At 40.4% G+C, this 21,380-nt stretch carries 22 protein-coding genes; 15 read left to right on the top strand and 7 right to left on the bottom strand.

What is annotated here, in order from left to right; genetic code table 11:
- Positions 1-8: 8 nt before the first annotated feature.
- From Q0H92_RS01590 to gltA, 5 genes are all read left to right on the top strand, one after another.
- Positions 9-689: an MgtC/SapB family protein gene (locus tag Q0H92_RS01590; RefSeq protein ID WP_296010923.1), complete on the top strand. Its 681-nt coding sequence runs from the start codon at positions 9-11 to the stop codon at positions 687-689.
- Positions 690-796: 107 nt separating this feature from the next.
- Complete coding sequence (locus tag Q0H92_RS01585; RefSeq protein WP_296010920.1) at positions 797-2,275, top strand: monomeric [FeFe] hydrogenase; 1,479 nt, start codon at positions 797-799, stop codon at positions 2,273-2,275.
- Between the two features lie 82 nt (positions 2,276-2,357).
- Positions 2,358-3,320, top strand: a complete 963-nt coding sequence (locus tag Q0H92_RS01580) for a hypothetical protein (protein WP_296010917.1) — start codon at positions 2,358-2,360, stop codon at positions 3,318-3,320.
- A gap of 156 nt (positions 3,321-3,476) precedes the next feature.
- Positions 3,477-4,304: a sulfide/dihydroorotate dehydrogenase-like FAD/NAD-binding protein gene (locus Q0H92_RS01575; protein ID WP_296010915.1), complete on the top strand. Its 828-nt coding sequence runs from the start codon at positions 3,477-3,479 to the stop codon at positions 4,302-4,304.
- A 17-nt stretch (positions 4,305-4,321) separates the two neighbouring features.
- The gene (gene gltA / locus Q0H92_RS01570; protein WP_296010913.1) at positions 4,322-5,812 is read left to right on the top strand and encodes an NADPH-dependent glutamate synthase; all 1,491 of its coding nucleotides are present in this window, start codon (positions 4,322-4,324) and stop codon (positions 5,810-5,812) included.
- A 33-nt stretch (positions 5,813-5,845) separates the two neighbouring features.
- Here the strand turns inward: gltA and Q0H92_RS01565 are convergent, their stop codons facing one another.
- On the bottom strand, positions 5,846-6,772 hold the full coding sequence (locus Q0H92_RS01565; RefSeq protein WP_296010910.1) for a DMT family transporter: 927 nt from the start codon (positions 6,770-6,772) through the stop codon (positions 5,846-5,848).
- Between the two features lie 119 nt (positions 6,773-6,891).
- Between Q0H92_RS01565 and Q0H92_RS01560 the strand changes: the two genes are divergently transcribed.
- Together Q0H92_RS01560 and Q0H92_RS01555 are read left to right on the top strand one after the other, a co-directional pair.
- A complete protein-coding gene (locus Q0H92_RS01560) occupies positions 6,892-7,911 on the top strand; it encodes a pectinesterase family protein (RefSeq protein ID WP_296010908.1) in 1,020 nt (339 codons plus the stop codon).
- A gap of 9 nt (positions 7,912-7,920) precedes the next feature.
- Positions 7,921-8,940 (top strand): sugar kinase, encoded by a 1,020-nt coding sequence (locus Q0H92_RS01555; protein WP_296010905.1) that lies wholly within the window; start codon positions 7,921-7,923, stop codon positions 8,938-8,940.
- On the opposite strand, the gene Q0H92_RS01550 is transcribed toward Q0H92_RS01555, so the two are convergent.
- Both Q0H92_RS01550 and Q0H92_RS01545 read right to left on the bottom strand, forming a co-directional pair.
- Positions 8,937-9,494, bottom strand: coding sequence for a hypothetical protein (locus tag Q0H92_RS01550; RefSeq protein ID WP_296010903.1), 558 nt, complete (start codon positions 9,492-9,494; stop codon positions 8,937-8,939). The two genes, Q0H92_RS01555 and Q0H92_RS01550, sit on opposite strands and share 4 nt — an antisense overlap.
- Positions 9,491-9,784 (bottom strand): hypothetical protein, encoded by a 294-nt coding sequence (locus Q0H92_RS01545; RefSeq protein WP_294016327.1) that lies wholly within the window; start codon positions 9,782-9,784, stop codon positions 9,491-9,493. Before Q0H92_RS01545 ends, Q0H92_RS01550 begins: the two co-directional genes overlap by 4 nt.
- Positions 9,785-9,881: 97 nt before the next feature.
- Here Q0H92_RS01545 and Q0H92_RS01540 point away from each other — a divergent pair, with 97 nt between their 5' ends.
- From Q0H92_RS01540 to bioB, 7 genes are all read left to right on the top strand, one after another.
- Entirely contained in the window at positions 9,882-10,775 is an 894-nt protein-coding gene (locus Q0H92_RS01540; RefSeq protein WP_296010900.1) for a LysR family transcriptional regulator, read from the top strand.
- A 36-nt stretch (positions 10,776-10,811) separates the two neighbouring features.
- Positions 10,812-11,759 carry a biotin--[acetyl-CoA-carboxylase] ligase gene (locus Q0H92_RS01535; protein WP_296010898.1) on the top strand — a complete coding sequence of 316 codons (948 nt, stop codon included), beginning with the start codon at positions 10,812-10,814 and terminating at the stop codon, positions 11,757-11,759.
- Positions 11,760-11,862: 103 nt separating this feature from the next.
- On the top strand, positions 11,863-12,471 hold the full coding sequence (locus Q0H92_RS01530; RefSeq protein WP_296010895.1) for a hypothetical protein: 609 nt from the start codon (positions 11,863-11,865) through the stop codon (positions 12,469-12,471).
- A gap of 170 nt (positions 12,472-12,641) precedes the next feature.
- Positions 12,642-13,214: a biotin transporter BioY gene (locus Q0H92_RS01525; RefSeq protein ID WP_296010893.1), complete on the top strand. Its 573-nt coding sequence runs from the start codon at positions 12,642-12,644 to the stop codon at positions 13,212-13,214.
- 3 nt (positions 13,215-13,217) lie between these two features.
- Positions 13,218-13,934 (top strand): ABC transporter ATP-binding protein, encoded by a 717-nt coding sequence (locus tag Q0H92_RS01520; RefSeq protein ID WP_296010889.1) that lies wholly within the window; start codon positions 13,218-13,220, stop codon positions 13,932-13,934.
- Positions 13,925-14,614, top strand: a complete 690-nt coding sequence (locus tag Q0H92_RS01515; protein ID WP_296010887.1) for an energy-coupling factor transporter transmembrane protein EcfT — start codon at positions 13,925-13,927, stop codon at positions 14,612-14,614. The genes Q0H92_RS01520 and Q0H92_RS01515 overlap by 10 nt, the downstream gene beginning before the upstream one ends.
- Positions 14,607-15,584 carry a biotin synthase BioB gene (gene bioB, locus Q0H92_RS01510; RefSeq protein ID WP_296010884.1) on the top strand — a complete coding sequence of 326 codons (978 nt, stop codon included), beginning with the start codon at positions 14,607-14,609 and terminating at the stop codon, positions 15,582-15,584. Before Q0H92_RS01515 ends, bioB begins: the two co-directional genes overlap by 8 nt.
- A 155-nt stretch (positions 15,585-15,739) precedes the next feature.
- On the opposite strand, the gene Q0H92_RS01505 is transcribed toward bioB, so the two are convergent.
- Genes Q0H92_RS01505 through Q0H92_RS01495 form a run of 3 tightly spaced genes read right to left on the bottom strand, consistent with a single transcriptional unit; the run spans position 15,740 to position 19,224 of the window.
- On the bottom strand, positions 15,740-16,177 hold the full coding sequence (locus tag Q0H92_RS01505) for an aspartate carbamoyltransferase regulatory subunit (protein ID WP_296010882.1): 438 nt from the start codon (positions 16,175-16,177) through the stop codon (positions 15,740-15,742).
- A complete protein-coding gene (gene pyrB / locus Q0H92_RS01500) occupies positions 16,177-17,100 on the bottom strand; it encodes an aspartate carbamoyltransferase (protein ID WP_296010880.1) in 924 nt (307 codons plus the stop codon). The genes Q0H92_RS01505 and pyrB overlap by 1 nt, the downstream gene beginning before the upstream one ends.
- Before the next feature lie 57 nt (positions 17,101-17,157).
- Positions 17,158-19,224 (bottom strand): glycoside hydrolase family 95 protein, encoded by a 2,067-nt coding sequence (locus tag Q0H92_RS01495; protein ID WP_296010878.1) that lies wholly within the window; start codon positions 19,222-19,224, stop codon positions 17,158-17,160.
- A gap of 73 nt (positions 19,225-19,297) precedes the next feature.
- Here Q0H92_RS01495 and Q0H92_RS01490 point away from each other — a divergent pair, with 73 nt between their 5' ends.
- Positions 19,298-20,140 (top strand): ABC transporter ATP-binding protein, encoded by an 843-nt coding sequence (locus Q0H92_RS01490; protein WP_295797356.1) that lies wholly within the window; start codon positions 19,298-19,300, stop codon positions 20,138-20,140.
- Positions 20,141-20,145: 5 nt separating this feature from the next.
- Here the strand turns inward: Q0H92_RS01490 and Q0H92_RS01485 are convergent, their stop codons facing one another.
- Positions 20,146-21,249 (bottom strand): peptidase M17, encoded by a 1,104-nt coding sequence (locus tag Q0H92_RS01485; RefSeq protein ID WP_296010875.1) that lies wholly within the window; start codon positions 21,247-21,249, stop codon positions 20,146-20,148.
- Positions 21,250-21,380 lie beyond the last annotated feature (131 nt).

The raw sequence follows: 21,380 nt of genomic DNA, 5'->3' as shown, positions 1-21,380 counted from the left end.
ATTAATAGATGGAACTTGATTTTTTAACAGAAAGCATAATAAAAGTTGTTGCGGGAGCTGTTTGCGGCGGACTCCTTGGACTTGAGCGCAAAAGCCACAATCAGGTAATCGGAATGAGAACTTTGATTTTAATCTGTGTTTCTTCAACGCTGCTTTCGATTCTTTCTGTTTACATGGCAAAGGCGGAAGGCTTTATTGCAGCTGCAAAAGGAGATCCCACAAGAATTGCGGCTGGAGTTGTAAGCGGAATCGGATTTCTTGGCGGTGGAGCAATAATGAAGCAAGGGCTGAACATAAAAGGCCTTACTTCCGCGGCGATAATCTGGACTGCATCAGCGTTCGGGCTTGCAATTGGAGCCGGGCTTTACATTCAAGTGGGAATCGCGCTTGCAATGGTTCTGTTTCTTCTTATGCGCCTTGAAAAACTTGAAACAAAATGGTTTCCGGCTGAAAAAACAAAAAGCCTTCATTTGTGCTTTGAAAACGATTCTTTGGACATGGAAAAACTGCGCAAAACAATCACAACGCACGGACTGATTGTGGCAGACATGAACATGAGCCGCATTATAAAGACAAAGCAGATAATTTTGCACTACCTTGTAAAGTCGCCGACAGAATACGATTTTTCCGCGCTGATAAAATCTCTTGAAGAGCTAGGAAATTTAAGTGAATTTTCAATAACAGACTGAAGGAATGCTTCGTTAAGTTGAAATTGCATAAGATTAACTATAAAATAAAATCAGATAGGTCAATCCTAAAACTGAAGTTTTAATCTTGACTTTTTATGGGAGACAAAATGCTTAACATAAACAACAACACATCAAACATAAAGCGCGAAATCCTTGTTAGAATCGCAAAGCTTCAGCTTCAGGGAAAACTGGAAGAAGGCGTGCATTTTATTCCGCGTGAAATGGCTCCCAGAGACAAGCCGCCGCTAAGATGTTGCATTTTCCATGACCGGGAAATTCTTCGCATGAGAGTTCTTGCCCGCATGGGAATTTCAGTTGAAAACATTGACGAGGAAGCAACTTTAGGCTCTTTTGCAAAACAAGCGTTGGAGCGGGAAAAACCAACATGGCCAATGCTTACAGTTCTTGACGAAGCCTGCAACGGCTGTGTAAAAGCTCACTACATGGTTACAAATGCCTGCCAAGGATGTTACGCGCGTCCCTGCATGGTAAACTGCCCGCGCAAGGCAATCACCGTAGACAGAAGGGCAACTATAGATGAAAAACTTTGCATCAACTGCGGAAAATGCATGGAAAACTGCCCTTACCATTCGATTATAAAGATTCCAGTTCCGTGTGAAGAAGCCTGCCCGGTTGGAGCAATTTCAAAGGACGAAAAAGGACACGAAAAAATCGACTACCACAAGTGTATTTTCTGCGGAAACTGTATGCGTGAATGTCCGTTCGGCGCGATGATGGACAAAAGCCAGCTTGTGGACGTAATAAAGCACATAATGAACTGCAAAAAAGTTGTTGCCCTTTACGCGCCTTCAATTGCGTCCCAGTTCAAGGTTACGCCAGGCCAGCTTGAATCTTCTTTGATTGCGGCGGGATTCAACCGTGTATGGGAAGTTGCAATCGGAGCTGACATTTGCGCCGACAACGAAGCCCGTGAATTTGAAGAGCGCATGGCACGCGGAGACAAAATGATGACAACTTCATGCTGTTCCGCTTACGTCCGCGCAGTTCACAAGCACGTTCCGGCTTTAATTCCATGCGTTTCTGAAACAAGAAGTCCAATGCACTATACTGCGGAAATCGCAAAAAAAGCCGACCCAGACTGCATAACGGTTTTTATCGGACCTTGCCTTGCCAAAAAACGCGAGGGATTCGATGACGACCTTGTTGACTATGTAATCACTGTTGAAGAAATTGCGGCTTTATTCGAAGCGCGGGAAATAAATGTTGCTGAAATGGACAAGCGGCATGAAACAATAATTCCTACAGCCAGCGGAAGAAACTTTGCGCGTTCAGGCGGTGTAATGGAAGCTGTTGCGCTCCGTTTAAAAGACAAATCCATTCTGCGCCCCGCAAAAATCAACGGACTTAGCAAAGCCGGAATGAAAGTCTTAAACGCTTACGGTCTTATAAATTCAGGCAAAATTCCAGCAAAGCCAGACACACCTAACCTCATAGAAGTAATGGCGTGCGAAGGCGGCTGCATAGCAGGACCTTCTGTAATCACAAATGTAAAGCAAGCGGAACTTCAGCTAGAAAAATACGTGCAGGACGGCTCCGCAAACACAATAGATGAGCAGAAAAAATAACCCATAAATTCCACCGAACCAGTTGACAGTACCCCCCCCCGTGGTATTATGCCTCGAAACTATTTTATCGGAGGCATTATCCATGAAAAAGGCTGTAAAATTATTTTTTGCTTTGGCGGCAATCTCTTTGGCTCTCTGCTCCTGTTCGGATTCTGGAAGCAGCGGAAGTGACGGAAACGGTGAAACAGAAAGCCGTGTTCTTGACTTGAGAATTCAAAACGGCGGAGTTGCCCGCTGGATTGAAAAAGAAACATCTGGAACTTACGAAGCAGAAACAGACCTTGTAAAAGTAACCGCAGAATCTGACGGAATGCACTTTACAATTAAAAATCCGGCAACTTTAGCAGGCAGCGATGAAAAATATCAAAGTGGCTGCAACTGGATTGGCGTTTACCGCTTGGAAAATATCGGCGGCAAGGAAATTCAAACCACTTTGGCACGTTTAGATAAATCACCATTTGATTCTGCATATGAGGACGAAAACGGTCAATGGTGGCCTAAAACTCCTGATGAATCCATATCTTTTGTCTATCCATTATGCGAAGCCGGTGAACAGTATAAATTCAAAGTTCAGATTGAGCCTTTAAAAGGAGCAGGCGAAAGTCTTGTACGTGAAAATGGCTATTTCCACTATCTTACTTTAACTGCAAAAGGCGGAATCGGCGACATTGACTATTCAAACTTAAAAAACGGCGAATGGGCATTTGCATCTTACAGCGACAACAAAGCAACTGTCTGGACTGAAAATGTAATTCCTCCGCAAGACAGCGTTGTAAAAAATGTAGGAACTTATATCGATATTTTCTATGGCAACAAAGAATGGAAAAGCGGAGAAACTGACTGGTACTGCCTCTATGAAAATCCTAGTGCAGTTGAAAAAAATGTTTCTTTTGAATTGAAAAACGATTCTGGTCTTCAATCAATACAAAACTATTCTAACACATTCTTTGCGCAGTACAATTTTACATTCGAAATTCCTGACTGCCCGCAAGTATCACAATGGCGCACAGTAACACTTGAAAGCGACCTTGTTTCTATAAAGTAAAATTAATATAACAAACAAACTTTGGGCTTCCGCATTCCGGGAGCCTTTTTTCATTATGACACTTTTGCATTTTATGTCTAACACTTCACTAAAAATCAGATTTGTGCTAAAATTGTAAAAATATTCAATAAATTCAGTTTGTGTAAGGATTACAAGATGAACAAGATTCTAGAAAAACGGCAGCTTTCAGAAACCGTTTACTACATGAAGTTTGAAGCCGCGGACATTGCAAAAAACCGCAAGGCAGGACAGTTCCTGATTGTTCAGTACGATGATGAAATGGGAGAAAGAATTCCGCTTACAATCGCAGATGCAAACGCAGAAGAAGGCTGGGTTGCAATTGTTTTTCAGGCTGTTGGAGCAGGCACAATGAAAATAGCGCGCCTTAATCCGGGCGACTATCTTGCGGCAGTTCTTGGTCCTTTGGGAACTCCGTCTAAAATAGAAAAATACGACGCTCCTGTTCTCTGTGTTGGCGGCGGAATCGGAACAGCTCCTCTTTATCCAATTGTTCAGGCTTTAAAGGCAGCCGGAAACAAAGTGATTGTTGTAATCTGCGCACGCACAAAAGATCTTCTGATTTTTGTTGATGAAATGAAAGCAATCGCAGATGAAGTTATAATTATGACTGACGACGGAAGCGCAGGACGCAAAGGAGTTTCCACAGTTCCAGTTGAAGAGCTTTGCCAGTCGCAGACTCCTCCAGCAGAAGTAATTGCAATCGGTCCTCCAATAATGATGAAATTCGTATGCGCCACAACTGCAAAATACAACGTAAAAACTACAGTTTCGCTCAACACAATTATGATTGACGGAACAGGAATGTGCGGCGGCTGCCGTGTAAGCGTAGGCGGAAAAATCAAATTCGTTTGCGTTGACGGTCCTGACTTTGACGGACATCAGGTAGACTGGGCAAATATGATGACGCGCATGAAAAGCTTTAAAGATGAAGAAGAAAAGCACAAGTGCAGACTCGGAATGTAAACTGGACGGAGAAAAATATGAGCGAACACAAAACAGTAGAGCAGCTAAACGAAATTGCTGCAAATGAATACAACAAAATAAAAGGAAAAACTCTTACAAACAAAGACCGCATGGCGATTCCGCAGATGGAAATGCCTTCTGGAGAGCCTTTGGTGCGCGCAAGGCAGATGACAGAAGTTGCGCTTGGCTACACAGCGGAACAGGCAATTGTTGAAGCAAACCGCTGTCTTCAGTGCAAGAACCAGCCTTGTGTTTCAGGCTGCCCTGTAAATGTTCAGATTCCAAAATTTATTGAGCAGGTTGCAAAGGGCGAATTCAAAGCGGCAGTTGACATTATAAAGGAAACAAATCTTCTTCCTGCAATCTGCGGACGCGTATGCCCACAGGAAAAGCAGTGCCAAGGACAATGCACAGTCGGAAAAGTTTACAAGAATGCGGAAAAATCAGTCAGCATAGGTCGCCTTGAACGCTTTGTAGCCGACTGGGAACGCACAAACAATCTCGTAACTTCCCCGGCAATTGCTCCTTCAACAGGAAAAAAAGTCGCAGTTGTAGGCTCAGGACCTGCAGGACTGACTGTTGCAGCAGACTGCCGCCGCGCAGGACACGATGTTACAGTTTTTGAAGCATTCCACAAAGCCGGCGGTGTTATGGTCTATGGAATTCCAGAATTCCGCTTGCCAAAGTCAATTGTTCAGAATGAAGTTGAAAATCTAAAGAGAATGGGCGTAAAATTTGAAATGAGCACTCTTGTTGGACGCACAATGACAGTTCAGCAAATTCTCACGGAAAAAGGATTCGATGCCGCATTTATAGGAACTGGAGCCGGTCTTCCAAAATTCTTCGGAATTCCTGGCGAAAACTACATCGGTGTGTTCAGCGCAAATGAATATCTTACACGCGCAAACCTGATGAAGGCTTACGACACAGAGCACGCCGACACTCCTTATTACCATGCAAAAACTGTTGTTGTCTGCGGAGGCGGAAACGTTGCAATGGACGCGGCAAGAATGGCATTGAGGCTTGGAGCTGAAAAAGTCTACGTTGTTTACCGCCGCTCCCGTGTGGAAATGCCAGCGCGCCGTGAAGAAGTTGACCATGCGGAAGAAGAAGGCGTAATCTTCAAATTCCTTGAAAATCCAGTTGAAATTCTTGGAAGCAGCGAAACAGGAAAAGTAACAGGAATAAAAGCTTTGTCCTATGAGCTTGGAGAGCCGGATGAAAAAGGCCGCCGCCGTCCAGTTGAAATAAAAGGAAGCGAGCATGAAATTCCTTGCGACGCTGTAATTGTTGCGCTCGGAAATAATTCAAATCCGCTTATTCCTGCGACAACTCCAGAAATCAATGTGGACGACCGCGGACACATCACGGTTGACGAAAATCAGGAAACAAGCATGACAAAAGTTTGGGCAGGAGGCGACATCGTTCTAGGAGCCGCCACTGTTATTCTTGCAATGGGCGAAGGAAGAAAAGCCGCCGCAAGCATAAACGAATATCTTGCAAAGTAAAAATTAATGAGCTGTCCTAAAAAAGGGCAGCTTTTATTTTTTCCAGCTTGAAATAAAAAGTCCGCAGATTGTCATTGCCGCGCCGCAAATTCCCATCAGGCTAAGTTTTTCCCCAAGAAATATAAATGCAAAAATAACTGTAACAACAGGAATCATATAAAGCCCGGCGGAAACTTTCACCGTTCCAAGAATTTTGCAAGATTTATTCCACAAAGCAAAACAGCCGGCAGAAGCCATGATTCCAAGAAAAAGCAAATTTCCCCAGTTGGCAAGGCTTGAAAATCTTTTTATGTTAAAAGCCAAATCAGTATTGATAAAAACGGAAGAAGTTTTTTCAGCTCCAGTTCCAGCCAACGCAAGAGGAATCATAAAAATCAGCGCAAAGAAAAAAATCCTGCGCGTGCTGCAAACAATGTCGTATTTCATGGAATTTATTTTTGAAACAAAAAGCGAATAAAATCCCCAGCAGATTCCGGCAAGAAGAGCAAGCAAATCGCCTTTCGGACTAAAATGAAATTCCGCATTTCCGTTAAAACTTACAAGGGCAACTCCCGAAATTGCAAGAATAAATCCCGCGACAAAGTTTTTTGTGATGCATTTTTCCTTCAAGAAAATCCGCGCAACAATCGCCGTGAACATAGGACAAATTGAAACGATTATGCTTACATTCGAAGCCGTCGTAAAAGAAATCGCAATATTTTCAAAAAACTGATAAAGCGTAACGCCGGTAAGTCCCGCCAGCGCAAATGAAATATTTTCCTTTTTGCTTTTTAAAACAAGCCTTTTAGGACGCATAGCCCAAAGACCAAGATACGCCGCAAAAAAACGCACAAGCAAAATTTCAAATGCAGAAAAATCATTTAAAAGCGATTTTGTACAAACAAAAGTTATTCCCCATATAAAAACCGAAACGCAAGCCAAAAAAATTCCAAATGCCGAAGCCGCACTTATTTTTTTCATGCGCTGATTATAGCGAATTTTCAGGCTGAATAAAATAACTTTTACGTGGGAAAAATTGCAATTTTTGAGCATTCAATATATAATTATTAGATAGAAAATAATCAAAAGCGGGACGTTTTATGCTGGAACTGAATGTAAACACAAAATCACCTGCGGCAATAACTGCTGCCTTAAAAAAAATAAAAGAAATGATTTCCACAGGAACTGTCGCAAAAGACACAGCAATTCATCTGATTCTTGAGCCAGGTTCTTACAGAGAAACAGTGCGGTACAATCTTTCAAATCCGCTGGCAATAGAAAGTGTCCCCGGAACAAAAGCTGAAGATTGCGTAATTCTTGCCGACAACTGCGAGGCTTACAACAAAGGCCAGCAAAATCGGGCTGTGTTTTCTTTCGGACCAAACGCAACAAATGTTTCGCTCAAAAATTTTACAATTTCAAACACGCACGTAAAAACTTCCGAGGAACTTTATTCTGCGGCGGATTCTGCGGAAGCCCTTGCTTGGAACAACACAACCGGAACATTGTTTTGCGAAGGAATCAAACTTGAAGGACACCAGAACACGCTTTTTGTAAAAGGATTCAGCTGGTTTTTGAATTCAAATATTTCAGGCGACGTTGATTTTATTTACGGAGAGCCGGACACTTGCCTTTTTGAAAACTGCGCAATTGAAGTGGTTGCAGATAACAGAGGCGACTTTGACGGATTCGCAATCAACAGCCACGCAATTGCTGAAAAAAACGGATTCGTATTTACAAACTGCCGCTTCCTCGGAGAAAAAAGAAAAAAGAATTTTGTGTACGCCTGCAGAACAGACGGAGCCGGAAATTCAGAAAGCAAAAAAGACTGGGACAGCATTGCTTTTGTAAACTGCATTTTTTCTGACATCTTTGCGCCGGAACTTTTGTGGGACGACGACATGAACCTTGAAGTTTATCCGCGCGGAAATGCAAAATGCGGAATCAGAGAATACAACTCAAAGATTGCTTTAAAAGGCGAAAAAGTTGCAGAAGCCGACACAAGCAAAAGAAACATCAAATCTTACACGCTTACAGAAGATGATTATTTCAACGGATACGCAAGCCGCTATCTGATTCTGCACGACACTCCGTTTGCCGAGCTTTTGTCCAAGGAATAATTTAATAGTATGAAAATAGTTACTTTTGGTGAACTTCTTCTTCGCTTGCAGCCGGAAGGTTACTACAGGTTTGTTCAAGTAGACAAAATGACTTCAACGTTCGGCGGAGCTGAAGCAAATGTCGCGGTTTCGCTTGCAAACTTTGGCGAAGATTCTTTTTTCGTTACAAAACTTCCTTCACACGAAATAGGGCAAAGCGCAGTCAACAGCCTTAGAAGATTCGGCGTAAAAACAGATTTTATTGTGCGCGGCGGAAATAGAGTCGGAATATATTTCAACGAACGGGGAGCAAGCCAACGTCCATCAAAATGTATCTACGACAGAGCAGGCTCAGCAATCGCATTAAGCCAAAAATCAGACTTTGATTGGAACAGAATTTTTGAAGGAGCAGACTGGTTTCATTTTACAGGCGTAACACCGGCTCTTGGCGGAGAACTCCCTGAAATCTGCATCGAAGCCTGCAAAACTGCAAACGCAAAGAAAATTCCTGTAAGCTGCGATTTAAATTACAGAAGCAAGCTCTGGTCAAAGCAACAGGCAAAAGAAACAATGGAAAAAATCGCTCCGTACATCGACATCTGCATTTCAAATGAAGAAGACGCAATGGATGTTTTTGGAATAAGCGCGGACAACACAGACATTGAAAACGGAAAGCTCAGCAAAGAAGGTTACAAAAATGTAGCCCGCAAACTTTCAGAAAAATACGGATTCAAAAAAGTCGCAATAACTTTACGCTCTTCTATAAACGCAAACAGAAATAAATGGGCGGCACTTTTTTACGATGGAACTGATTATTTTTTCAGCCGTGAATATGACATGGCAATTGTGGACAGACTTGGCGGCGGGGACAGTTTTTGCGCTGGACTGATTTATTCTATTTTAAGAAATGAAAGCAGCCAGCGTACTGTTGAATTTGCAAGCGCAGCTTCGTGCTTAAAACATTCAATCGAAGGAGACTTCAACATGGTCTCCGTGGAAGAGGTTGAACGACTTGCTCACGGAGATTCAAGCGGAAGAATCCAGCGTTAAGCCATCTGCATTGCCTGTGCAAAGCTTACAGGGAAAACTCTCATGTAAGGCTTAAGCACATTAAAAACTTTTTCAAACCCCAGGTTTTCAAAAGCTTCCTTTGTTACATTTATAAATGTGCAGCCAGTTTCTTTTGCAAGAGCTTCAAGACGGCTGTTTGCATCCGCTGCATTTTTTCCAGACGCAACTACAGATACGATATAAGTTTTTGAGTTTTTGCAGTTACGGTGCAAGTTCAGCAAAAGCCATTCGTATTTGTTTATAAATTCATCTACATTGAAATTTTCAGAAAAACATTCTTCTTCTCCAAAGTTAACAAAAACTTTCGCAGGATTCAGTTCATAAACTCCGCTTTCAAGAAGTTTGAATGAATCAACAAGCTTAAGTCCCTGCACGCTTCTGTCGTAAATTTTTCCGCCCATTTCCTCATTGTTTGCAAGTTCATTTATATTCATTCTTGAAAAATAACTTGAGCCGAAAAATACAACTCCGCCGCTTTTTCCCATTTCATTCAATGTCTTAAAGTCATCAATTCTTTCTACTACGTTAATCATGCCGCTACCTTCCTATATAAAGCAAGTTTTTTGTCATACTTCTTGTTTATAAAGTAAACTGGAATATTTATGCTTACAATTGCAAGATTCAAAACATAAACTGCCAAAACATAATTGAAGCTTCCAAGAATTATTTTTGCTGAAATTCCTGCAATGTAACCTACGATAATCAAAAGTATAAAGCGCAAGCTCATGTTCTTTGCTGTCTTTGACTTTATATTTTTCACAACTGAAATCGGCCATGAAAGCCCAAAACAAACAAGCATCGCTGTTTCCAAAATCTCTGGCATATCAAACCTCCAAACTGAGAAAAAGATAGCAAATTTTTTTTATAATTACTAATATATTGTTTTTATCAAATTAATAAGTTATACTTATGAATACAAAATGGAACTGAATCAAATAAAATACTTCCTTGAAGTTGCAAAAAATGAACACGTTACAAAAAGCGCGGAAAATCTTCATGTTGCCCAGCCTGCGCTCACTCAGTCAATTCACAAGCTGGAAGAAGAACTGGAAATTCCTTTGTTCAAGCACGACGGACGGAACATAAAGCTTACAACTTACGGGCAATGGCTTTACAAAAAGCTCACACCAATAATAAAAGAAATTGATGAACTTCCTGAGCAGTTAAAGACAATGGCAAACCTTGAAGATTCGACAATCCATTTAAATATTTTGGCGGCGTCCACACTTATAACGAATGCGATTATCGAATACAAAAAAACAAATAAAAAAGTTCATATTCAGCTGAATCAAAATGACCAGACAGACCTTTACGACATTTGCGTTACAACAAAACTTTTTTATCAGCAGAATGAAAATGAAAAAGACAGCGTCTTTGTTTGCTCTGAAAAAATTTTTCTTGCAGTTCCAAACATTCCGCGTTTTTCCAATTTAAAATCGATTTCACTTGAAGAAGTAAAAAACGAAAATTTTATCGCGCTGTCAGGTTCAAAGCATTTGAGAACAATTTGCGACAAATATTGCCACGAAGCAGGAATCCATCCGAACATTATTTTTGAAAGCGACAATATTTCAGCTGTAAAAAACACAATCGGAGCAAACTTAGGAATCGGATTCTGGCCGCAATATTCCTGGGGAAAACTTGACACAAAAAAAGTTCTGCTACTTGAAATAAGCGATCCAGTGTGCAGCCGCGACATTTTGATTTCCTACAAAAAAAACAAATTGGACTGCTCGCAAGTTGAAAAATTTTACAAGTTCCTAACAGACTATGTATCTTCAAAAGAAAAAGCAAGCCTTGGACAAATCTCTTGACCGCTGCAATAATTTTTTGTTAACCTATGAATATAAATGGGTAACAAAAATCTTTCAACAAAATATGTAATCTTAAAAATTCTTCGGGAAGCAAACGCTCCTGTTTCCGGGGAAGAAGCCGCAAAGCTCGCAGGTATTTCAAGAGTTTCAGTTTGGAAAGCGATTCAGTCATTGCAACTTTCCGGCTACGGAATTTCTTCAACACGCGCAGGATATTTTCTTGAAAAGGATTTAAAGGACAGTTTGTTTCCATGGGAATTCGGCGCAGAAGAAGAACTTTTCTTTCACTTTCCGGAAACTGAATCCACAATGACAGAAGCAAGAAAAATCGCGCAGGAAAATTCTTTGAGCAAGAAAATGGAAATCATAACCGCGGACAAGCAGACAAAAGGGCAGGGACACTCAAGCCACAAGTGGACAACAACAAGAGGAAGCCTCGCCTGCACGCTAATCACAAGAAGCGGAATCGCCGTGTCCTATTCGCACCGCACAACAATGGCGGCACAAATTGCAATCGTAAAAACTTTAATTGAAATGACGGGGAAAAAATTCTATGCAAGGTGGCCGAACGACATCTGGAGCGAAAACGGAAAAGTCGGCGGCATTCTTGACGAGCTTTCTGCAACCGGCGGAAAATGCAACTGGCTCAACATAGGAATCGGAATAAATTTAACTTCATGCCCAAAAATTCCAAACACAGATTGCGCAATAAAATCAGATGCAAAATTTTCACGCAAGGAATTTCTTTCTGCATTTTTAAAAGAGTTTAAATCCGCAGAAGAAAAAATGCAGCAGGAAGATTCATCCCTTGTTTGCGAATTGAACAGCCTCTGCTTTGACAACGAAAAAAAAATCCGCCTTGAATCCGACAAAAATATTTACACATTCAAAGGAATAAACGCATTTGGCTTTGCATTGCTGGAATCAAAAAATCAAAACCGCATTTTAATTCCCGGCCAAGACAGTTTTGTAAAAAACAGATAATTTTTCTGAACAATGAACACAAAAATAAATTTGAAAGCCCTTGACCACGGGGGGGGGTAACAATGTTATAATAAATTGTTATTTTTTATAAAAAGGAAAAATTATGAGAAAATTAAAAAGTTGTCTTGGGCTGGCAATTTTGTCAATTTGCATTATTTCTTGCGCATCTACAAAAGTTTCAACAGAAAAAGTTTTTTCAGATGAAAAAGAACTTATTGCGTCAGGCAATGCGTTGGATTACAAAATTGAAAAGCAGCTTAAAAACGAAAATCTTTCTGAAAATAGCAGTCAGGTTTCTGTTGAATATTCTGAAACTCCAGTTCCGGCAAATGTCTACAAACTGTCTTTGAAAAATGGTAGTTATAATTTTACTTTGAAATCAATTCCAACAGGACTTATGAGCGCAAACGAAGAAAAAAAAAGCGCAATGATTCCAGAAGTTCTTCTATATGATGAAAACTTCAATCTTGTTGAAAATGAAAATTTAAAAGGAAATGCAGTTCCGCCATCTACTTTCGAGCCGTTCTTGCTCATGGTTACAACGCAGTGGAACATTGCAGAAACAGGAACTTATTATCTTGTTGTAAAAGCAGATATGTCGTCTGAGCAGGGACTTACTTTGGAAGTATTCTACAATAACCGCGTTGCAACACATACAGCACTTCACAACTTCCGCCGCGTTCCTTATGGAAAATACAAACTGCTGATATAAAAAATGTAAGGATTATTTTTGCATTTTATAAAATAAAACAACAAATGAACTGCTGCAAGATTTTTTGCGGCAGTTTTTTTTGTTTAAAGACAAACTCCATCAATCTCCTTGACTACAAGCACACTTTTCGTTAACCTAATAAAAAACTTGGGTAACGAAAAAGGTAAATTATGAAATCACAAAAATCAGGGACAAACATTATTCTTACGGCTTTATTTGCGGCTTTAATTTCAGCCTCATGCTTTATACAAATTCCGCTGCCGGTTGGCATTCCAATTATCATTCAAGACATGATGTGTATGCTTTCCGGGATGCTGCTCGGACCAGTTTACGGAGCTTTGTCTGTTATAATTTTTTTAGTTCTCGGAAGTTTGGGGCTGCCTGTTTTTTCCGGCAAGGGCGGAATCCAGCATTTGATTTCAGGACCAACCGGCGGATTTCTTTTTTCCTACGCAATCGGAGCTTTTGCAGGCGGACTGATTCTTGCAATTTTCCTTTCAAATAAAAAAGAGCATTCAAAACTAAAATCGCTGATTGTTATATCGCTTGCGGCAATTGCTGCGACAGTGATTATTTTTGCAGGCGGAATCCTTGGCTTCATGCGCGTAACACAAAGCGGACTTGAAAAAACTTTGGCGACAGTTTTGCTTCCGTTCATTCCGGGCAACATCATAAAAATAATTTTGATGGTTCCGCTCACTTACAAATTCCGTCCGGTAATTTTCCGCTACACACATTCATAAAAAATGAAAGCACTCGAAGTAAAAAACGTTTCAAAAATATTTCCGGACAAAACAAAAGCGCTTGAAGGCATTTCATTTTCAATTGAACAAGGAGAATTCTGTGTAATCGCAGGCTCAAACGGTTCCGGGAAAAGCGTCTTAATGTCGCTGATTGCAGGACTTGACGAGCCGACCAGCGGAACAATTGACTTATTCGGAAATTCCGCAGGGCTTGTTTTTCAAGATGCCGACTCGCAGATTTTAGGCGAAACTCCAGAAGAAGATGTTTCGTTCGGCGCAAAAAATTACGGGCTGAAAAAAAACGAACTCAAGCAATGCGTTGAATCTTCGCTTGAGCAGGTCGGGCTTTTTCACAAAAAAAATGCATACGCAAGAAATTTGTCCGGCGGAGAAAAACGGCGGCTTGCAGTTGCAGGAATTCTTGCAATCAACAGAAACGTTATAATTTTTGATGAGCCATTTGCAAACTTGGACTGGCCGGGCGTAAAACAAGTCTGCATGATTCTAAAAAAATTAAAAGAAGAAAAGAAAACAATTATTGTGCTGACTCACGAGCTTGAAAAAATCCTTGCACTTGCAGACCGCTTCATTGTTTTGGATAAAGGAAAAATCAGATTTGACGGTTCACCGCAGGAAGGCTTGTCGCAAAATCTTGAACAATGGAGCATAAGAAATCCAATCGCGCAGTATTCAAACCTAAAGGATTTATTATGGCTTTGAGTTTGTTCGCTTACCGAAAAGGAAATTCCGTTCTGCACAAAATTCCTTCAATTGCAAAACTTTCATTTCTTTTTGTGCTGTGCATTTTTACTTACAGCGGCGGAATGTCTGTTTCTTGGGAAGAACTTTTCTCCTGGAAGATTGTTATAAAAATTTCAGGTTGCTTTTTTGCAAGCCTGACACTTTTTTTTCTTTCCGGCGCAAAATGGAATTCTATAAGACAGCTGAAATTTGTTTTTGTAATCGGCGGATTTGTAACTTTGGTAAAGCTGATTCACATTCCGTTCTGGTTGGACAAAGATTCTCTTGCCTACGGAATTTTATACACAGTCAGATTTTTTATAACATCGCTTGCGGCTCAAGTTATTTTTGAAACAACTTCACCGTTGCAAATACAAAGCGCGCTGGAACTTATTCAAAACGGAATTTCAAAACTGATTCCGCCGGTAAAAAAATGGAATCTTGCGCTCACAATTTCACTTGCAATAAATTTCATTCCAGAAATTTTTGAAACTTGGAACAAAGTAGAACTTGCAGTAAAAGCGCGGACGCAGAAAAATTCAAAATTAAAACTAGAAATTTTAATACAAAAGTTTTCAACATTTTTTTCCTGCCTTCTTCACAATGCGGAAACAAAAAGAATGGCGGTTTTAAACAGGAGCAAAATTTCAGATGAATAATTTTTTACAAGAATTGGAAAATGCAGTTATAAACGAAAATCACAAAGTTACAAAAGAAGAAGCGGTTCAGCTTTACGAAACTGAACAAGCATCCGAACTTTTTGAAGCGGCAGACAGAATCAGAAAAAGTTGCTGCACAAACTCAAGCAGTGTTTGTTCAATTATAAATGCAAAAATGGGAAAATGCGGCGAAAACTGCAAATACTGCGCCCAGTCCGCTCACTGGAAAACTTCTTGCCAAGCAACTCCAGTCATTCAGCCGGAGGAATCAATAAAGTTCTGCGAGCGTGCATTGGAAAATCACGTTTCAAGAATTTCACTTGTAACTTCCGGGCGCGGACTTTCAGGAAAAGATTTTGAAACTGCAATAGAAAATTTCCGGGCGATAAAAGAAAAACTCAAAGACAAAATCAAGCTTTGCGCTTCGCTTGGAATTCTTTCTTTTGAACAAATGGAGGAACTTAAGCTTGCCGGAGTTGAACGCTACCACCACAACATTGAAACCGGAAAAAAATATTTTGCAAACATCTGCACAACGCATTCTTACAACGACAGAATTCAGACAATTTTAAACGCAAAAAAAGCAGGACTTGAAATTTGCAGCGGCGGAATAATTGGACTTGGCGAATCAAGGGAAGACAGAATCGACCTTGCGCTTGAGCTTCGCAAACTTGAAGTTCAGTCTGTACCGATAAATATTTTGACACCGATAAAAGGAACTCCGCTTGAAAACGCTGAAAAAATTTCGCAGGAAGAAGCGTTACGGACAATTTCTGTTTTCAGATTTATAATGCCAAGCCAGACAATTCGATGCGCCGCCGGAAGAAAAAGCTTGGGCAACAACGGAAAAGCCGCATTTTTAGCAGGAGCAAACGCGCTCATTTCCGGGGACTTTCTGACAACGCCCGGCTCAACCAACGATGAAGATATTTCAATGCTGAAAAAACTCGGCTACAAAATCGAAAGCTGAAAAGTTGTCATTGCCGGTTTTGCTCTAATTGTCATTGCCCCGCTACGACACGGCAATCTGTGTGTGGCAAAAAAATTCCCGTATCAAGTACGGGAATGACATTTTTAACTATTGAATATCAATTGGTTTCAGCGAAAGAAAGTTCGCACAAAAAATCATTCAACAGAAAGAGTTCCCTTATGGAGAGCATCGCAATAAACGCATCGGTACTCTTTCTTTTCTCTGTTGACGAGTTTAAATTCCTGCGGAACATAATGCTCTGTAATTGTAATGCAGCGCGGATTTTTACATTCGATTACATTTTCAATTTTTTCAGGAAGCTCCATTTTTATTTTCCGCGTTATCTTTGAATCCTGAATTACATTTACAGTTATGTTGGAATCTATAAAGCCAAGAACGCTGTAATCGATATTTATAATGTTGTCGATTTTTATTATGTCTTTCTTGCCTGTTTTTTTAGATGAAGCGTTCATAATCAGAGCAGTTGAAAAACTTACTTTGTCCAATCCAAGCCATTTGAAAACTTTCCAGCCAGTTCCAGCCTGAATATGATCGATTACAAGTCCGTTTTTAATTTCAGCGATATTAATCATCAGAGTGCTCCTGTAAGTTTTGCGATAAGCGCCATGCGTGCAAACATTCCGTATTTTACTTGCTTAAAATATGCGGCACGCGGATCGTCATCTACTTCTGGAGCAATTTCATTTACACGAGGAAGCGGATGAAGAACAATCATGTCCTGCTTTGCAAGCTTCATTTTTTCTTTGTTCAGAATATAGCTGTCTTTAAGGCGGATATAATCCTGCTCATTGAAAAATCTTTCTTTTTGAACACGAGTCATGTAAAGAATATCAAGCTCGCCGATTACATCTTCCAGACGTTCAGCAGTTTCGAATTCTATTCCGGCAGGCTTAAGCAAATCTTCTGTTATGTAAGAAGGAACTTTCAATTCTTCCGGGCTGATAAAAACAAACTTGTTATTTTTGTAGCGGCTCATTGCCTGTGTAAGAGAATGAACTGTCCTTCCGAATTTTAAATCGCCGCAAAAGCCAATTGTGTGTCCTTCAAATCCGCCTTGAAGCGCACGGATTGTAACAAGGTCTGTAAGAGTCTGCGTTGGATGTGAATGTCCGCCGTCGCCCGCATTTATTATAGGAACAGGGCTGTATCTTGAGGCAAGCAATGCCGCGCCTTCTTTTGGAGAACGCATCGCAATAACATCAACATAGGAACTTACAACTCTTATTGTGTCCGCCAAAGTTTCGCCTTTTGTAGAAGAAGTGTAGCTCGCATCAGCAAAGCCTTCGACAGTTCCGCCTAAATGAAGCATCGCAGCTTCAAATGAAAGCCTAGTTCTTGTGCTCGGCTCAAAAAAAAGTGTCGCAAGAATTTTCCCGCGACACACATCCTGAAAAGAAGCCGGATCTACAATCATCTGTTCTGCCAAAGAACATATTTCATCAATTTCACTGACGGTCAAATCCGCCGGTTCAATAAGATGTCTTCCTTTTAACATTCAAGCCCCCTGAAATTTTCGCTATCATATCACAAGGGGAAACTTTATGCAAATAGATTATACAGTCGTTGGCAAAACGTTTCTTATATCAAGCGAACCGTCTGAAAGCTGCGAGCTGTATTTTTTTCCGCCGTAGCAAATAGTCAGTTCCTTCATAAAGACAGTTCCTTGCTCAGTATAAAGTCGGGCATCTTCAAATTTTCCGTCGCGCCATTTTATGTCCGCAAGAATATTTCCTTTTAAACAAACTTTTGTAAGCGAACCGCTCTGCCATTCAGCCGGCAAATTTGAAAGCAAAGAAATTTCTACGCGGCCGTTTTTAATTTTGCTTGAAATAATTGAATCCGCAGAATCCAAAAGGAAACTGTCAAAAGTACTTGCTGTATTTTCCGCAGAACTTTCTTCTTCCGCGCATTTTATTTTCTGCATAATCGAACTATACTTTATAAAAAGCTTTTCTGAATTTTTAAATCCAAGATATTTCATTGCCGCTAATGTGTTTTCAAAAAGTTCCTTTACAATTTTGTTTTCAGAAACATTTTCCAAAGCAATATATGCAATAGAGCCGCTTCTTGTTTCGTATCCATTTGTAAAAGCAGGACTAAGTGAAAGGAATTTTTTATCTTCAACAGGAACAAGATATTCCGCAAAAAAATCACAGGCTTTCTTAAAAAGATAAAAATGCCGCTTTAAAAATTTTCGGTCAAGCGAATATTCGTAGTAATTCAATGCGGCTTTTGCAATTGCGCAGGCACCAAGAGGCGAATACGAAGTTCTAAAATCAATGCCGCATGGAACAGAGTCGCCCCAAATGTCAGTTGAATTGTGCACAACAAAGCCCGGGCAGCCGTACATTTTTTTTGCAGTTGTCTTTCCGCGCTTGTAAATTCTTTTTGCAAGTTTGAACAAAGGCAAATTTATTTTTTCAAGTCCAAGAATTCCCGAGCTGTATCTGTAAAAACTTTTGTCCTGCAAACTGAAATTTCCTGCGGATTTTTTGTCTGTCCAAATTCCGTTTGCCACAGAAGGAAGCGTTGCCTGTTCCTTGCAGCTTGAAATTAGCTTGTACTTTGAATAAATCCACTCAAGGAATTTTGCGGCTTTCTTGTCTTGGCAAATCTCATCAACTGATTTTCCGTCAGTTTCAAGACCTTCCAAAGAAAGAAGCGAACGCTGATTCCAAGCGGAAAATTCCAAAGCATGGTCAGTCTTTAAATTTTCGTAGGAAGTGCCGGAAGCAAAGCAGATTTTTTTCAGTGCAATGTCCGCGCATTTTGACGCAAAAATCATCGGATTTCTAAAATTGTTTCCGCCTTTTCTTCTAAAACGTCTTTTTCTGTACGCGCTTTCAACGTCAATGTAAAGCGTAACATCGTCAGCTTTTTCTACAATCAGATTATCTCCGTGAGTAAAAACCGTTCCGCCGGAAGCAACAGCCGTAACCATCACCGCAAAAGGAATGCCGGAATCGCACAAAGCTACAACAGTATCTTCTGTAAGATTGTATTTCTTCGGAAAAGTTTCGCCTTCAATCTTGAGCCTAAGAAAAATGCTTTTTGGCATTGAAGCTGAAATGTGATAAACCAAAACATCGGACGAAGCGGAAGCAAAACATTCGCGCGTAAAAGTTACATAGCTTCCGTTTGTTCCGTTTGAAAGATCCACTGTGCTTGGTACGGCAGACTCAAGAGAAAAACTTGAAGAGCAAATTCCGCTTTTAAAATCAAGCTCGCGTCTGTAAGAATCGTAGGAAGTAAAAGTTCCCTTGTCGCTGGAATTCGGTCCTAAAAGCCCCTGATGTTCCGCGTCATAAAAATCAATTGAAACAATTCCTGCGCTTTTATAAGAAGCCTGCGAAACTGGAGAGCCGGAAAAACATTCAAAGACTTGTTCCTGAGCTTCAAGCTCGCGCCCTTGATTAAGCAAAGCTCTTATTCCGTTTACAGAATCCTTTGCATTTTTATTATTTCTATCTGAATAGCGGCAAGACCATACAGATTCTTCATTTAAATATATTTTTTCGTGTCCTGTTCCGCCAAAAACAGTCGCTCCGATTCTTCCGTTTCCAACAGAAATTGCTTCGCCAAAATTTTCAGCAGGATTTTTATACCAAATAGATTTCATGCAAAAGATTCTAGCACAGTCATAGATAAATTTCTACATTGCATTTTCTTCAAAATTGCAATAACCTAGACACATGAATTTTATTGACTTTGAAAACGTTTCTTTTTCATATCCGCCAGTTGAAGGCGACCTTGACGAAAACGGAAAACAAATTGTTCCTTCACCAGTTTTTGAAAATTTTTCAGGAGGATTTCCTGGAGCATTTACAAGCATAATCGGACCGAACGGCTGCGGAAAATCAACTCTTATGCTTCTTGCAAGCGGAAGGCTCATTCCTTCGCAGGGAAAAGTAAAGCTTTTAGGGCAGGACATTGCAAGCCTTGATGAAGAAAAGCGCAACCTTCTGGCTTCTGTAATTTATCAGAACATGGAATTTGAAAGCAACGAGAAAGTTGAAAATCTGCTTTCTTTTGTTTATAAAAACGGGGAACTCAAGGCAAATGCAAAAGGAATTAAAACAGAAGATTTGTTCAGCGAAGTTGTGGACAAGTTTGAACTTTCTTCCGTTATGAATCATGGGCTTACAGAAATCAGCAAAGGAGAAAACCAGCGTGTCCTTTTGGCATTCAGCCTGCTTTATGGAAGCACAGGAATTTTCATGGATGAGCCTCTTTTTGCAATGGAAGACCGCCAGAAGAATTCCGCCCTTGAATACCTGCGTGAATATTCTGAAGCAACAAAAACTCCAATGTTTATTTCCATGCACGAGCTTGACCTTTCGCGCAAATACGCAGAAAAAGTCCTTTTGATTTATCCGAACAAAGATATGTCTTACGGAACTCCAGAAGAAGTTATGACAAACGACGATCTTGAAAAAGCCTACGGAATTCCTGCGGCAATGCTCAAGCACAACGAAGACATGACAAGAGAATTCCTTTCGCAGCAATCCGAAGCCATGTCTCCAAAGACAAAATAAAAGACTTAAATTTGCAGTTCTCCATTTTTGAGGACTGCAAATTCTGTTTCGTCCTCATACTTGATTATAATAGTAGGTTCTTTTACAACTCCGTCAAAGTGAATCAAAGAAGGAGCATCTCCATCATAATTTTCCCCGATTGCAAAGTGGCAGGTTCTAAAAGCCTTTTCGTCTTCAAGCATATTTCCGGTAATTCCAGCAGCAGGATTCAAGCCAATTCCAAGCTCCCCGATGTTTCTTGCGTTTTTCGCATAAATTTCGCCTTGACCTTTCGGAAGCTTTCCTAAATTTTCCATGGAAACTGCGTCTTTTTCTGCCTGCTGAATATCCTTTAAAAGCCGTTTCGCCTCTTCTCCGCCAGCAACTTCTGAAACAAAGCCCTTTTCAACTTTGACGCAAATCGGAGTCTTTAAAATTGAATCTCCGTCGCTGAATGTCATGCTTCCGTCAAAGATAATAGTTCCCTCGCAAGTTCCGACAACAGGACTTATAAAAGTTTCGCCAGCAGGAATGTTTCCGCCGCTTCCAGGCTTGCTGAAATCTCCGTCATCAACCATGCCTTTTCGTCCTTTTAGTCCAACAACAATGTCCGTTCCGCCAGGAGATGTAACATGAACAGAAACTGCATTTTCGTATTTTTCGCAAAGTTTTTTGCAGCGTTCGCCAAGCAGCTTGTAGTCAATGTTCACAGTTCTGTTGAACATATCTTCTGTAAGCCCCGGAGTCCATACCGCGCGGATTGATTTTTTTTCAGAAAGCAGCCAGTCAAAAGTGTTGTCGTAAAGTTTTCCGTCCGCGGCTTTATAAGGAGAAGCAATCGCCTTTTCATCTTTTCCAAGCTTTATTTCCGAAATTGAAAAAATTACATCCGGCTCAGACTTTATTGCGCCCACAACAGTTTCTTCTGCAAAATCCGCGGAAGTTTTTTTAGTCTGATAAATAAGCGTCGGTTTTGCGCCAGAAGCAAGGGCAGCGGTAAACAGATTCTGCGCAATAACGCTTGTTTCAGGATTCGCAATTACTAAAACTTTTTCGCCTTTTTTTACTTTGCAGACATCTTCTATAACAGTCTGCGCCGGAGTCTTTTCTTTTTTTCCAAACAAATTCATTTTTCCTCCCGTAAAACTCTAAACGTTCAAAATTATAACGCAAAGCCAAACCAAATGCTATTGCGCGTAAGTTTTTCAAAGTTGAATTTTTTTTTCTATATTAATATAATGATTCGGTATTATTTTTATTT

The organism is uncultured Treponema sp., assembly GCF_934725225.1.
In the GTDB taxonomy this organism is placed as follows: domain Bacteria; phylum Spirochaetota; class Spirochaetia; order Treponematales; family Treponemataceae; genus Treponema_D.
This window is presented reverse-complemented; position numbering and strand designations above follow the sequence as displayed.